Here is a 13701-nt window from a genome sequence, read left to right on the forward strand (position 1 = left end):
ACACCCTTGGGGGAACCGATGCAAAAACTCACTGATGATGAACTGATTCTGGAGCTCAAGGCGCGCTTCGAGTTCCAGCGCAAGGCCTTAAACGATCTGACGGGTCTCACCCGGCAGCTGGAAACGACCAATAGGAAACTCCAGGAGTCCGAAGCGCTCAAGAGCCATTTTCTGGCCAATATCCGCAACGAGATCAACAACCCCTTGACCTCCATCATCGGCCTCTCCGGCCAGCTGATGGAGGACGATCGAGCGCCGGAGAATGTGGCGATGGTCAGCCGCATGATCTACTGCGAGGCTTTTAACCTCGATTTCCAGCTGCAGAACATCCTCATGGCCGCGGAGCTCGAGGCCGGTGAATCCCGCCCCTCCTTCAACCGGGTCGATGTCGTCGGCGTTCTCGGTCGCATTCTCGATCTCCTCGGTCACAAGATCGGCGAAAAAGGGGTGACCGTCCGCAGGGAGGCCCCCGAGACGCTTCTCTTTACCACCGACCCCCAGAACTTTCATCTGATGCTCATCAATCTGCTGGCCAACGCCATCGAATTCAGTCCCGTCGGCGGCGAAATCGAGGTGAGCCTCCGCGTGGATGCCGGGGGGTTGGAAGTCTCGGTGCGCGACCAGGGCCCCGGGGTCGATCCCAAGCACCGGGAGAGAATTTTCGACCGATTCCGTCAGGTCGATGAGAGCAGCACCAAAATGCATCCCGGCCACGGTCTCGGCCTGAGCATCGTCAAGGCCCTGGCCGAACTTTTCGGCGGATGCGTGCTGCTCGGCGATGCCGACGGCGGCGGGACTCTTTTCCGGTTCACACTTCCCGAACCGGCCGTCCCCGTCTCCGACGTTCTCTCCCAGGAGGGGAACCTCTTCTTCTTCGATCAACCGGAAACCTTCTGAAGGCCGGGTGCAGACTTTGGATACGGAAACGACCGACAAAACCCACTACCTTTATCCTGGCGGCCTCTTCTCCAGTGCCGAGCCGCACCGGGTGACGACGGTTCTCGGCTCCTGCATTTCGGTCTGTCTCTGGGATGCCGAAACCAGGATCGGCGGGATCAACCATTACCTGCTTCCGCTGTGGAACGGCGAGGGCCTCGCTACGCCCCGCTACGGCAATATCGCCATCACCCGGCTGATCGAAAAGCTCCTCCTCCTCGGCTGCGCCCGCAAGAGTCTGCGGGCCAAGGTCTTCGGCGGCGCGTCGATGCTGGAAAACACCAGGGGGCTTCTGGCCGTCGGCGAGCGCAACATCTCCCTGGCGATGAGCACCCTCGCCGAACAGCGCATCCCCGTGATCAGCAACGACGTCGGAGGGTTCGTCGGGCGCAAGATTATTTTCGATACCGCCACCGGCGCCGTTCTCCTTCGTCGTAACCGCGGCATCCTCATGCCGTCCCGGACCGCTGCCGAACCCTGAGGGGGACCGGGGCAGAAGTCGCCATCCGGCTGAGGTTGCTCCTTCCCCCCTCCCTGCCGCCGTTTTCGGCAGGGCGCCGGCCACCCCGCATCTTTTCATCCTTCCTGCCGGGGGGAGCCTCGGCTTCCCCTTTTATTTCCGTTACTTTTCCCAGCTTTTTTTCGCGCAATACGTGCGACCTGTCGGCTCCATTGCCCGCCTGCGGCATAAGATGAGCGAACCCCGCGTATAAAAATCCGACCAGCATCAGCATCTCAAACATCGTCATCCTCCCTCGTTTCGTATTGCAAGTCTCCCCCGCTGTTGTGACAGAATATGTCGCGCGCCCGTCGTCCTTTGCTTTTGCCCGGCGCTGGTGTATAAATGGCGCGGATTTTCTATCGCAGCGCTGCCCTGCTCTGACAGAGCGACAGCCGAAAGGAACAACATGAACGTGATCGATGCGACGGCTCTGCTCAAGAGTTACGGTTCGCGCACCATCCTCGACGGGGTGACTTTCACCATTGCCGAGGGGGAAAAAGTCGGGATCATCGGCCGCAACGGCTGCGGCAAGTCGACTCTGCTGCGGATTCTCGGCGGGCTCGAGGACCGGGACGGCGGCGAACTGATCCGCCAGCGGGGGTTGACCGCCGCCTATCTCGCCCAGGAACCCGACCTCGATCCGGCTCTCACCATCCAGGAGACTCTCGACGCCTCCCTCTCCGATGCCCGGCAGCGCACCCGCCGCTACCAGGAGATCGCCGAGGAGCTGCAGTCATCCTCCAAGGAGGAGATGAACCGCCTGGTCGACGAACAGCAGCAGATCCAGGGGTGGCTCGATCACCACCAGGCCTGGAATCTCGACCATCAGGTGGCCGAAATCTGCAGCCGTTTCGGCATCGCCGACACCAGGCAGAAAATCGGGAAACTCTCCGGGGGATGGGTCAAGCGCGTCGCCCTGGCCGGTATTCTGCTGCGTCAGCCCGATCTCCTCCTTCTCGACGAGCCGACCAACCACCTCGATGCCGACACCGTCGCCTGGCTCGAAGAGATTCTGAAAAACTACCCCGGGGCGGTGATGCTGGTCACCCATGACCGGTATTTTCTCGACCGTGTGGTCAGCCGGATGTTCGAACTCGAGGAGGGGCTCCTGATCCAGTACCAGGGGGGATACAGCGCCTATCTCGAGCAGAAGCAGGCGAACCTGGTGGCTGAGGGACGCTCCCAGTCGCGGCTGATGAACCTGCTGCGCCGGGAGGAGGCCTGGCTGCATCGCGGCGCCAAGGCCCGGACGACCAAGCAGAAGGCGCGCATCGACCGGGTCGGCGACCTGCGGGACCAGAAGAAGACCGTCGGCACCCGCGAGGTGCGCCTCTCCTTCGATCCGCAGCAGCGCCTCGGCGGCACCATTCTCGAGCTCAAACATCTGGGGGTGGATTTCGCCGACCGCAACCTTTTTCGGGACGTGGACCTGATCCTGCGCAAGGGGGAGAGGGTCGGCATCCTCGGTCCCAACGGCTGCGGCAAGTCGACGCTGTTGAAAACCGTCCTCGGTGAACTGGCGCCGAGTTCGGGAACGGTGGTGCTCGGCAAAAACTCCCGCATCGGCTATCTGGACCAGGGACGCAGCGGGCTCGACCCCGAGCAATTCGTCCATGAGGCGGTCGGGCAGGGAGACTGGGTGACCCTCCCCGGGGGCGACAAGCGTCACAAGGTCGGCTATCTGGAGGATTTTCTCTTCAGCCGCGACGAGCAGCGCAAGCGGATTTCCACCCTTTCGGGCGGCGAACGGGCCCGGCTCCTCCTCGCCAAGCTGATGCTCGAGGGGGCCAACCTGCTGATTCTCGACGAGCCGACCAACGATCTCGACATTCCGACCATGCAGGTGCTCGAGGAAGCTTTTGCCGAATTCCCCGGCTGCATCCTGGTGGTGACCCACGACCGCTACTTTCTCGACCGGGTCGCCACAGGGATCCTTCATTTCGAAGGGGAGGGGAGGGCCATCTTTCAGGAGGGAAACTACGACGATCTCTGCCGCGCCAAGGAGGCGCAGCTCCAGGCGGCCCGCGTCGAGGGGAAAAAGGCGGCGTCGGCCAAAGCCGAGGCAAAGGACGACTCGGGGCGCCGGAAACCGGGGCTCAGTTACAAGGAGCGACTGGAACTGACCGCCGTGGAGGAAAAGATTGCCGCCACGGAAATGCGCAAGGTCGAGCTGGAGGCGCTCCTTGCCGACCCGGCGACTCTCGCCGGCCACGAGCGCCTGCAGGAGATCACCCGGGAGTTATCCCTTCTGGAAAGCGAACTGGCGGTTCATTTCAAACGCTGGGAAGAGCTGGAGCTGAAGAAAGAGGGGGTTTGACGGGGGGCAGATCGGCGGACTTCGCCGTTGACAAGGGTCGGGACAATCGTATACAGTATGCAATGTTTTGCCGCCGATGAGGTCGGAATAACGGCCTTTTTGCCGGCATAATTTCCCGATGAACACCTTTTTTTCCAACCTCGCCGACCGGCCGGAGATCCGGCGCACCGGCAATATTCCATGGAGGAGAGAGATGATCGAAGCTTATCTGAAACACGAACAGGAGCGCAATGCCCAGGGCATTCCCGCGCTTCCCCTCAACCCCGAGCAGGTCGCCGGACTCTGCAAACTGCTGCAGGCCCCCCCCGCCGGCAAAGAAGCCTTTTTGCTCCACCTTTTCAAGGAGCGGATCTCCCCCGGCGTCGATCCTTCGGCCGAGGTCAAGGCCGATTTCCTCGGCAAGCTCCTCAAGGGGAACGTCTCTTCGCCGCTGATTTCCAAGAAGGAGGCAATTCAGATCCTCGGGACCATGATGGGCGGCTATAACGTCAAGCCCCTGGTCGAGGCCCTCAAGGATTCCTCCCTGGCCGACGACGCTGCCTGCGCCCTCTCCGGCATCACCCTGGTCTACGACGCCTTCGACGAAATTCTCGCCCTCTCCAAAAGCAACGCCGCCGCCAAGAAGGTTATAGAGTCCTGGGCCAAGGCCGAGTGGTTCACCTCCAAACCGGCTCTGTCCGAGATCATCAAGGTCAAGGTGTTCAAGGTTGACGGAGAGATCAACACCGACGACTTCTCCCCCGCCGGCGACGCCTGGAGCCGCCCGGACATCCCACTCCACGCCCTGGCCATGGGCAAGACCAGCTTCCCCAAAGGCAACGCCGAGATTGCCAAGTTTCGCGCCGACGGTTTCCAGGTCGCCTTCGTCGGCGACGTGGTCGGCACCGGTTCGTCCCGCAAGTCGGCCTGCAACTCGGTCCTCTGGCACATCGGCAACGAGATCCCCGCAGTCCCCAACAAAAAGACCGGCGGCGTCATCATCGGCGGCGTCATCGCTCCGATCTTCTTCAATACCGCCCAGGACTCCGGCGCCCTGCCCCTGAAGATGGACGTCGCCAAATTCAGCACCGGCGACGTGATCGTCATCAATACCAAAAAGGGTGAAGTCACCAACGAAGCCGGTGCCGTGCTCGCCACCTTCGACATTACGCCGAATACCGTCCCCGACGAGTTCCGCGCCGGCGGCCGCATTCCGCTGATCATCGGCCGCGCCCTGACCGACAAGGCCCGTGCCGCTCTCGGCCTGCCGGCAACCGACATCTTCACCCTGCCGGTCAACCCGACCCCGAAGGCGAAACAGGGCTACTCCCTGGCCCAGAAGATGGTCGGCAAGGCCTGCGGCGCCCCCGGCATCCTCCCGGGCACCGCCTGCGAGCCGAAGATGACCACCGTCGGTTCCCAGGACACCACCGGGCCGATGACCGCCGACGAGCTCAAGGAACTGGCCTGCCTCAAGTTCCTGTCGCCGATGTTCATGCAGTCCTTCTGCCACACCGCAGCCTATCCGAAACCGGCCGACGTCAAGATGCACAAGGCCCTTCCCGGCTTTATCGCCGAGCGCGGCGGCGTCGCCCTGCGCCCCGGCGACGGCGTCATTCACTCCTGGCTCAATCGCCTGCTCCTCCCCGACACCGTCGGCACCGGCGGCGACAGCCACACCCGCTTCCCCATGGGGATCTCCTTCCCGGCCGGTTCCGGCCTGGTCGCCTTCGCCGGCGCCATGGGCTTCATGCCCCTGGACATGCCCGAGTCGGTGCTGGTGCGCTTCAAAGGCAAGCTCAATTCCGGCATCACCCTGCGTGACGCCGTCAATGCCATCCCCTACTGGGCCATCAAGCAGGGGCTCCTCACCGTGCCGAAGAAGAACAAGATCAACATCTTCAACGGCCGTATTCTCGAGATGGAAGGACTTCCCGAGCTCTCCGTCGAGCAGGCCTTCGAGCTCACCGACGCCGCCGCCGAGCGCAGCGCCGCCGCCGGCTGCATCCAGCTCTCCGAGAAATCGGTTTGCACCTACCTCCGTTCCAACGTCGCCCTGATGAAGAAGATGATCGCAGAGGGGTACAGCGATGCGAAGACCTTGCAGAATCGCATCGACGCCGTCAACGAGTGGCTGAAAAATCCCCAGCTCCTCAAGGCCGACGCCAATGCCGAGTACGCCGCGGTCATCGAGATCGACCTCGCCGAGATCACCGAGCCGATCCTCGCCTGCCCCAACGACCCGGACGACGTCAAGCTCCTCTCCGCCGTCGCCGGTACGCCGATCCAGGACGTCTTCCTCGGCTCCTGCATGACCAACATCGGTCACTTCCGCGCCGCCGCCGAGATCTGGCGCGGCCAGAAGTTCAACCCGGCTATCCGCACCTGGATCTGTCCGCCGACCCGCATGGATCAGCAGCAGCTCAAGGACGAGGCCATCTTCAGCGTTTACAGTGCCATGGGCGCCCGCATCGAGATCGCCGGCTGCTCCCTGTGCATGGGGAACCAGGCCCGCGTCCCCGACGGGGTCAACATGTTCTCCACCTCGACCCGCAACTTCGACGACCGCATCGGCAACGGCGCCAAGGTCTATCTCGGCTCCGCCGAACTCGGCGCGGTGACCACCAACCTCGGCAAGCTCCCCACTCCCGCCGAGTACCTTGCGGTCTACAAAGAGAAAGTCGCGCCCAAGGCCGAGCAGATCTACAAATACCTGCAGTTCGACGAGATGGCCGAATACAAATAAGACGGGGCAAGACCGAATAAGTTTGAAGCTCAAAGGCTGAAACGGTCAAGCTGGAACGTCCCGTCCGTGTCAATGCAAATCCGCACCACAAGGGTGTTGGCAGTTTTTCGATTGCAGCATTATTCAGGCCCGTAACCTCTTCAGGTTACGGGCCCTTTTTTTCCGCATGAAATCTTGTCAGGGAACAGGGCGCGTAAGCGAAATGCCCCTGGATCAGGCCACTCCGGGATGGGTCTACCTAAAATGGAGGGTTACGGTGACGCGATCTTAACACTCTCCCCGCTTTGGGGAGGACTGCTGATGGTGTCAGCCTACTCCGGATGGAGCGGGGGGAGGTAGACCGATCCTGTTTGATTATTGCCTGATCGTGCTCTGGTCTGGATAATAGGTCGGTATGCGCAGTGTCGATTGGTCCGGATGTTTGTAAATATCAATACGAAAGAACTACGCTGTTCCAAACCCTGCCCCCAAATCGAGAATTTGGGGGCGGTTTACTTAATTCCGCTATGGAAAACCGGGCCACGTCCCCTATTTCTTAATCTTCCCTGTCATCGCTCGATGGAAAACGGATTCAGAAACTGCCGCCCCCACAGAAGGTTCCTCTCAACCGGGCTCAGCTCCGCCTCATCACAGACCCGCTCCCAATGGTCGCGAATGGCGGTTTCGATCCGGTCAATCACCGCGATAGCTGCCTGCCGGGAAAGCAGGAAGTGATGCGCGGCCGCCAGGCAGGTTTTGAGCTGACTGAACCTGTTTTCGCCGGTAATGAGCATGGCCTGAGTCGCTTCATTGCCGGTCCGACCTTGAGGGCAAATATCGTAGGCCGGCGTCAAGGTCAGCTCTTTCCCATTCCAGAAAGCGGCGTGATTCCGGGCATGATCATCGGTATTGCCGCACAGGACATTAAATACCAGCCGACCATAAAGCTCCTTGAGGGTTTCTCCTGATTGCGTAAAGCGATGTCGAATGATTTCGGCAAACTCTTCATAACTGGCATAACGGGCCGTCATCTCACTGAGGCCGAAGAGGGTCAGGGCGGAGACCATCGATTTTCGTGCCCATCCGGAATCGAGGGCAATACGGTCGAAGCGCTCAATCAACAAAACATCCTTGCCGGCCGCCTTGACCAGCTTGACGGCAGCGGCCGAAAGCCCGGCCATGGAAGCCAGGCGCATGGCAACGTATTCAGCTTTGACGACGCTGTAGAGATCGCTGCTGGACGAAAATTTCGCGATATATTTACTGCCTTGATCTTCGATCAGGGCCTTGGGACGGGCACCGCCAATGGAGCTGCCATGGAAGAGCGCCTGATCCAGCTCGGCGGTTAATGGAACCCCCTGTTCCACCCGTTCGGCCGATGCCAGCAACTCTTCCAGACCGGCATTATGGGGAGTTCTCGGAACGAATTCCGTGGGTGAGCGCTGAAAATCGAGCGCGCCAATCCGATCGGACCCCGATTCCAGGAGATAGGTGAGCTCATCCAGGCTGCCGGTATCCGCATCCCGACCTTTGCGCCCGAACCGCTTGTTGATGATAACGCGTCGCCCCCAGGCATCGGGCGCGGCATCCCGAATGCAATTGGGGATCTCCAGGTCGCCTAGCAAGGGCAAAACCCCGGCCCGCAGAGGCAATTCCGGTTCATAAATCGGAATGGCAGGATTCTTGTCGTCTCTCCGATCAAGATAGCTTTTGCCATAGTTGAAATGGATGGTGCCGTTATCCGCTTCAAGCTTACCGGCGACCACAGGTTGCGTCTCACCGGGGAGCCATATCCAGACAAAGGCTTCTTTATTTTGCGGTTTAGAAGTCATCATCCACCGCCTTTGTCCTGTTTTTGATCCGTTTGGGGAGGAGAGCGATTTTGCTTTGCGTCAGTTCGATACTGGTTGCAAGTGCCCGGTTTTCCTGCACAAACAGAGGAACGCCCACCAGGGTGGCGACTTCGAACACCAGCCCGATGGACGGAGACATTTCACCGGCCTCGATCTTCTGGAGTGTCGCTCTGGAAATGCCGGCCCTGGATGCAAGGTTTTGCTCAGACCAGTGGCGCTCTTTGCGTCCGAGCTTGATCTGTTGGCCGAGCAAAAAAGCGGCTTCCTTGGCGTATTTTGAATAAGCTCTTTGTTTTATCATATCCAATCCAAATATGAAGCGACCGAAATAATAGCCATCAGGATAGCTAAGGGCCACTATATTGGTCATTTTTCTGATTTCCAAGAAATAATTGATAATTGGCTAAAATAATATCCTTAAGCCCATCTAATGACCATCATATTGATCATTGTGTGCATTTTTCATTCCGGAGACGAGAAAGGGGCGGGGACCTTTATTGAAAAGTCGCCTCCCCCTTTTCCTCTTCACTTCGGAGTCGTTCGCCGTACCAATAGGCGGCCTTGACGCCGCCGTTAACACCCGGACAGCGCTTCCGGTTTTTCCGGGTACCGCGCCCCGGCAATCTGGATCTGCGCGGTCGATACGTCGATCTCGCGCAGATCGCCGGGTGTGAGTTCGATGTTCAAGGCGCCGATGTTCTCGTCCAACCGTTCCAGCTTGGTGGTCCCCGGAATCGCCACGATCCACCGCTTTCGGGCCAGCAGCCCGGAGAGGGCGATCTGGGACGGGGTTCCCTTCTGCTGCGCGGCGATCGTGCCGAGCAGATCGACCAGAGCTTGATGAGCCTTCAATGCCTCGGGGGTAAAGGGCGGCAGGGTAGTGGGGAAATCGCTGCTGTCGAAGGTCATCCTTTCATCCAACTTGCCGGTGTGGAAGCCTTTCCCCGGCGGGCTGTAGGGGACAAGACCAATTCCAAGTTCTTCCGGAGTCGACAGCAAGCCTTCTTCCGGTCGTCCGAATCAGAGCGAGTACTCGTTTTGGACAGCGCCCAACGGAGCGCGACGCAAACGCATATATAGGTTATGATATATTGCAGGGGCGGGATGTTCGATTCAGCCCCTCCGGCTGCGCCGGTTCCCCCGCCCATGACCGGAAAAGGAGATCCGTTGAAATTTATCCTTGCTCTCATCACTGTAGCGGCGCTGACTCTGCCGGCCTTTGGTGCAGTCACCCCCGAGCCCTATGTCGCCACCTACGCCGTAAGTTATCGCGGTTTTTCCGTCGGGGAACTCCGGTTCGAGTTGCGCAGGGAGGAGCCGGAGCGGTTTGTCCTGGAAGTACGTGCATCACCCCATCTTCTCGCCCGAATTTTTGTCGGTCGCAAAGCCCTTGAACGAAGCGTCATGCAGATCGACGAAGAGGGGGTTCGTCCTCTCTCCTGGTTTGTGGAAGACGGTAAGTCCGGGGACCGAAAGGACGGTGCCCTCGATTACGACTGGGACGGGGGTCGGGTGAGCGGCAACGTGGATGGAAAGCAGGTCGTGCTCCCCACCGAAGCGGGGCTGCAGGACCGCACCTCCCTACAGGTAGCCGTCATGACGAAACTATTGCGAGGAGAGGAGCCCGGCGCCATCTCCGTGCTCGACAGCGACAGGGTCAGGCACTACAGCTATGACCGCCTGGGGGTCGAACGGATAAGGACGGAAGCCGGTGAATTCGAAACGGTTCTCTTCGTCAGCACCCGCATCGGCTCGAGCCGTCTTTCGCGGGTCTGGCATGCGCCGTCTCTTGGCTACCTTCCGGTTCGCGCCGAGCAGTTGCGCAAGGGGAAGGTTGAGACGGTGATGGAACTTCTCCGCCTGGAGCGCAAGGTGGATTGACGCGCCGCCAGGGAAACCGCCGGGTTACTTGGTGGTGCCCTCCTCCTCGAGGAGGCTCTCCCCCTCGTCCGGGCTCCGCCCCTTGCGGGCCTGCTCCCGCAACTGTCCATCCTCGCTGGTAAGATCCCCCTCGGCTTCCGTTGTGACCGCTTCCGGAAACGAGGGAGAGGGTTCGAGGGGGACCTCCTGCGAGCCCTGCGGAGGAAGCGATTCCAGCATCCGCACCGGGACACCCTCGGGGAAGAGGATCTCCCTCGCCTCGTCGGGCATGGAAATCCCCTCCTTCTCGAAGGCTCGTTTCACCAGGCGGATCAGCGACGACCTGACCTTGAGGCCGTTGTAGGCCGAGCCGTCGTACCAGAAGTAGATCTTCAGGTTCACCGTCGCCGAGCCGAGGGCATCGACAAGGACCAGGGCTTCCGGATCATTGAGGACCGCGGGGTGCTCCTGAAGGATTCCCAGGGCGATCTTCTGAGCGAAGGCCACCTCGTTCTCGAAGCCGATCCCCACCTCGAAGATCTCCCTCCGGTTGGGGTTGGCCGTGTAGTTTCGTATGATGCTCTTGTAGACGGTGGCGTTGGGGATCTGCACATGGTTGCCGTCGAGGTTCATCAGGGTCGTTCCGCGGGTCGTGACCCTCTGGACAATGCCGCTGTGGCCGGAGATCTCCACCAGGTCGCCAGCCCGGAAGGGATTGCGGACGCTGAGAAGGATGCTGGCCAGATAGTTCTCGAGAATGTCGCGGAAGGCAATTCCGGCAACCAGACCGGCGACTCCGGTGCCGCCGAGAACCGTAGCGGCAAGGAAGGAGAGGCCGGCGACCCGCAGGACGAGGTAGAAGCCGACCAGGAAGACGAGGATGCTCAGAACCCGCGCCGCGACATCGCGCAGCAGGGGACTGAGCCTGTAATCGAAAACCCTCTGGAATCCCAGGGCGGTCAGGCGGGTGGTGGCCCCGACAAGGAGGAGGACGATGAGGCCGAGGCCCAGCCGCGGCAGCCGCTGAACGGTCCGCTCCCAGAGTGCCTGCAGCTCCTCTAGGGCCGGGGAGAGGTCCCAGGGGGACTTCTCAGCGACCCGGATGCGATTGACCACCGCCACGACATCCCGGGTCTTACCGGCCAGATCCCCGGCCCAGGCCCGGTAATCCACAGAAGCGGTGCGTCCGTCGAGAAAAACCACTCCTTCCCCGACCTCCACGGAAATCTCCGAAAACCAGCCGGTCGTCCGGAGTATTCGCGTCAGCCGCCACTCGATCGCTTCGTCGCTCGAACCAGGCCGGACCTCGATCTGGGCGGCGACCCGTGCGTCCTCCCCGGCGCCGGTGTTCCCCCCGCTTTCCTGTCCCGATGCCGTCGCGGCAAGGAGGGACGAAGCCACCCCGAGGACGAGGATTCCGAGAAGCAGCAGCCGGGGGACGTTGCTGGGCATCCCCGTCAGTCGACCTTTGAAACCGCACCAAAAACGCATGTTAGACCCCTCGTCTCAATGGCCGCCTGTAAGACCGAAAGACTCCTCCACCGTCTGGTAAATGGCAAGGTAGCGCTCATGGACGTCGTGGCGGTCCGCCTCCTCGGGGAGCCCTTCGTGGCTTCCCCTCTCGATGAGGGCGGCTTGGCGCAGAAGGGCATCCCTTTGTTCGGGATAGCGGGTGAAGGGGAGGATGACCCGGATATTTTCCAGAAGGCGGATGGTCACGGCGGCATGGGGGCGGCCGTACTGGCGGATCTGATTGAAGGCCGCATCGACGATCTGCTCAAAAGTCGTCGGATAGACGATGACCCGGACCTTGTTTTCCTTATCCTTTTTCAGGAGAGACGGAAAGACCCGCTGCGCCAGGTCGCAGAGGGCGATACCGAGATGGTTGATGCAGGAGATGGCGGTAAAGGGATCGTTGATCCCTGGTGACAGGGCCCGGGAGGCCACCTCCACCAGCTCGTTGACGAGGAAGCCGATATCCTGCTCCGGACTGCGCTTGTGGCCGGTGATGAAATGACCGTTCACCGTCCTCGGCAGATCCTCGTCCCCGGTGGCCTCTCCGGGGTAGATCTCGACCAGGGGCGCTCCGGCGACGATGAAATGTCCGATCCTGTGGTTGATGCGGATGACCAGGTCTTTCTTCTCGGCCAGCTCCAGGAGTCCCGGGAGGTCGACGGCCTGGAGAAAACCGCTGGATCGGGCCGGCACCGCTTGGAGCCGGGCTTCGAAATCCTCCGGGAGGAGTTCTCCCAGGGCGTGCTCGGCCTCCCTCGGCCCCAGCGCCTCGCTGATCTTTTCGGGGAAGAGGCGGTCGATGCCCGAGGTCAGGTCCCGGCTGACCCCGGCGATGATGTTGGTCACCTGGATCGATTCGGCCACATGATGGATGAAATAGATGAGCACGCCGACGCAGAGGATGGCCAGCAGGACGGCGACGAGGATGGAGAGGTGGGGAACAAAGGGGGAGCTCGGATTTTCACTGACCGTGCGCAGCACCAGGAGGCAATAGATATAGGTGGAGGTGACCATTCCGAGGACGACCTGGTTGCCGCGGTCGCGCATGAAATTCTGCAGCAGGCGCGGTCCGAACTGCTGCGAGGTGAGGGAAAGGGTGACGATGGTGATGGAAAAGACGATGCCGGTGACGGTGATCATCGATCCGGCCACAGTCGAAAGGATGGCCCTGGCCCCGGCGGACCCGGTGAGAACGATCCAGGAGAGCTCGATCAGCCTGTTGTCTTCGTTGAGCAGATCGAGATAGACCAGAAAACTGGCCAGGATCCCGGCCAGGATGGCCATCACCGAGGGGATAAACCAGTAGCTGGAGCGCAGCTTTTCGTAAAAATTGACCAATTTAGTTTTCACTTGTAAAGCTCACCATCGTCTTTTACTCCAGGGATTTTCGGGGAGCTATCCGCGAACGCTGCGCGGCCCGAGAAAAATCCAGAGGATGAGGCCCAAAACCGGCAGGAGGAAGATCAGCAGTATCCAAAGGGCCTTCGTCCCGCCGGTGACCGGACTCTGGATCGTTTTCACCATGGCCCAGATATCGGCAACAAGGATGGCAACAGCCAGCAGAAATTCCATATTTTTTCTTTCCCTTCGGCTTCCGAAAATTCCGGCGACCGGGACGGCTGACGACCGCCCGGTCACCGCCGGGGGTCACTTGAATTTGGCGACCGCCTTGTCGAGAGCCGACTTGAGTTCGTCGCCGGCTTTATCCAGGCCTGATTTGAGATCCTTCCAGGCGCCGCTTCCGGCCTTTTTCATCTCTTCCAGTTTACTGCGCGCCGCCTTTTCCTTCTCTTTGAGCCGCTTGATCTGGTCCTGATATTCGATTTTGGCGTCGGCCTTGGCCCCATCTGCCCTGGCCTCCAGTTGGGCTATCTTTGCCTTCCATTCCTTGAGTTTGGCTTCGTATTTTTCCTGATAAGCAGTTTTTTCTTCCATGAGAATCTCCTTTGGCGAGGGTTTGCCGGATCCAGACTGCGCATTCGCCTACAAGCTTATCCAAAGAAGGGGAATTCTC

At 60.6% G+C, this 13701-nt stretch carries 11 protein-coding genes and 1 pseudogene; 5 read left to right on the forward strand and 7 right to left on the reverse strand.

Features of this window, described 5'->3' with window-relative positions; all coding sequences use genetic code 11:
- Positions 1-18 precede the first annotated feature (18 nt).
- The 4 genes from DSOUD_RS07320 (at position 19) to acnB (ending at position 6480) form a co-directional block, all read left to right on the forward strand.
- Positions 19-897: a sensor histidine kinase gene (locus tag DSOUD_RS07320; protein ID WP_198300381.1), complete on the forward strand. Its 879-nt coding sequence runs from the start codon at positions 19-21 to the stop codon at positions 895-897.
- Positions 898-904: 7 nt separating this feature from the next.
- Positions 905-1417, forward strand: coding sequence for a chemotaxis protein CheD (locus DSOUD_RS07325; RefSeq protein WP_232426514.1), 513 nt, complete (start codon positions 905-907; stop codon positions 1415-1417).
- Between the two features lie 427 nt (positions 1418-1844).
- Positions 1845-3755 (forward strand): ABC-F family ATP-binding cassette domain-containing protein, encoded by a 1911-nt coding sequence (locus tag DSOUD_RS07335; RefSeq protein ID WP_053550399.1) that lies wholly within the window; start codon positions 1845-1847, stop codon positions 3753-3755.
- 193 nt (positions 3756-3948) lie between these two features.
- Complete coding sequence (gene acnB, locus DSOUD_RS07340; protein ID WP_053552326.1) at positions 3949-6480, forward strand: bifunctional aconitate hydratase 2/2-methylisocitrate dehydratase; 2532 nt, start codon at positions 3949-3951, stop codon at positions 6478-6480.
- Between the two features lie 548 nt (positions 6481-7028).
- Here acnB and DSOUD_RS07345 read toward each other — a convergent pair.
- From DSOUD_RS07345 to DSOUD_RS07355, 3 genes and pseudogenes are all read right to left on the reverse strand, one after another.
- The gene (locus DSOUD_RS07345; RefSeq protein ID WP_053550400.1) at positions 7029-8291 is read right to left on the reverse strand and encodes a type II toxin-antitoxin system HipA family toxin; all 1263 of its coding nucleotides are present in this window, start codon (positions 8289-8291) and stop codon (positions 7029-7031) included.
- A complete protein-coding gene (locus DSOUD_RS07350) occupies positions 8281-8682 on the reverse strand; it encodes a helix-turn-helix transcriptional regulator (protein ID WP_198300382.1) in 402 nt (133 codons plus the stop codon). The genes DSOUD_RS07345 and DSOUD_RS07350 overlap by 11 nt, the downstream gene beginning before the upstream one ends.
- Positions 8683-8885: 203 nt before the next feature.
- Positions 8886-9380 (reverse strand): annotated as a pseudogene (locus DSOUD_RS07355) (aldo/keto reductase); the annotation flags it as partial.
- A 99-nt stretch (positions 9381-9479) separates the two neighbouring features.
- Here DSOUD_RS07355 and DSOUD_RS07360 point away from each other — a divergent pair.
- Complete coding sequence (locus DSOUD_RS07360) at positions 9480-10193, forward strand: DUF3108 domain-containing protein (protein ID WP_053550402.1); 714 nt, start codon at positions 9480-9482, stop codon at positions 10191-10193.
- A gap of 24 nt (positions 10194-10217) precedes the next feature.
- Here the strand turns inward: DSOUD_RS07360 and DSOUD_RS07365 are convergent, their stop codons facing one another.
- The 4 genes from DSOUD_RS07365 to DSOUD_RS07375 all read right to left on the reverse strand — a co-directional run bounded on the left by DSOUD_RS07365 (position 10218) and on the right by DSOUD_RS07375 (position 13622).
- Positions 10218-11663, reverse strand: coding sequence for a mechanosensitive ion channel family protein (locus tag DSOUD_RS07365; RefSeq protein ID WP_198300383.1), 1446 nt, complete (start codon positions 11661-11663; stop codon positions 10218-10220).
- 15 nt (positions 11664-11678) lie between these two features.
- Positions 11679-13037, reverse strand: a complete 1359-nt coding sequence (locus tag DSOUD_RS07370; RefSeq protein ID WP_053550403.1) for a DUF2254 domain-containing protein — start codon at positions 13035-13037, stop codon at positions 11679-11681.
- A gap of 45 nt (positions 13038-13082) precedes the next feature.
- Positions 13083-13259 (reverse strand): PLDc N-terminal domain-containing protein, encoded by a 177-nt coding sequence (locus tag DSOUD_RS17770; RefSeq protein ID WP_082351125.1) that lies wholly within the window; start codon positions 13257-13259, stop codon positions 13083-13085.
- 75 nt (positions 13260-13334) lie between these two features.
- On the reverse strand, positions 13335-13622 hold the full coding sequence (locus tag DSOUD_RS07375; protein WP_053550404.1) for a sll1863 family stress response protein: 288 nt from the start codon (positions 13620-13622) through the stop codon (positions 13335-13337).
- Positions 13623-13701: the final 79 nt, after the last annotated feature.

It is taken from the genome of Desulfuromonas soudanensis (genome assembly GCF_001278055.1).
In the GTDB taxonomy this organism is placed as follows: Bacteria; Desulfobacterota; Desulfuromonadia; order Desulfuromonadales; family WTL; genus Deferrimonas; species Deferrimonas soudanensis.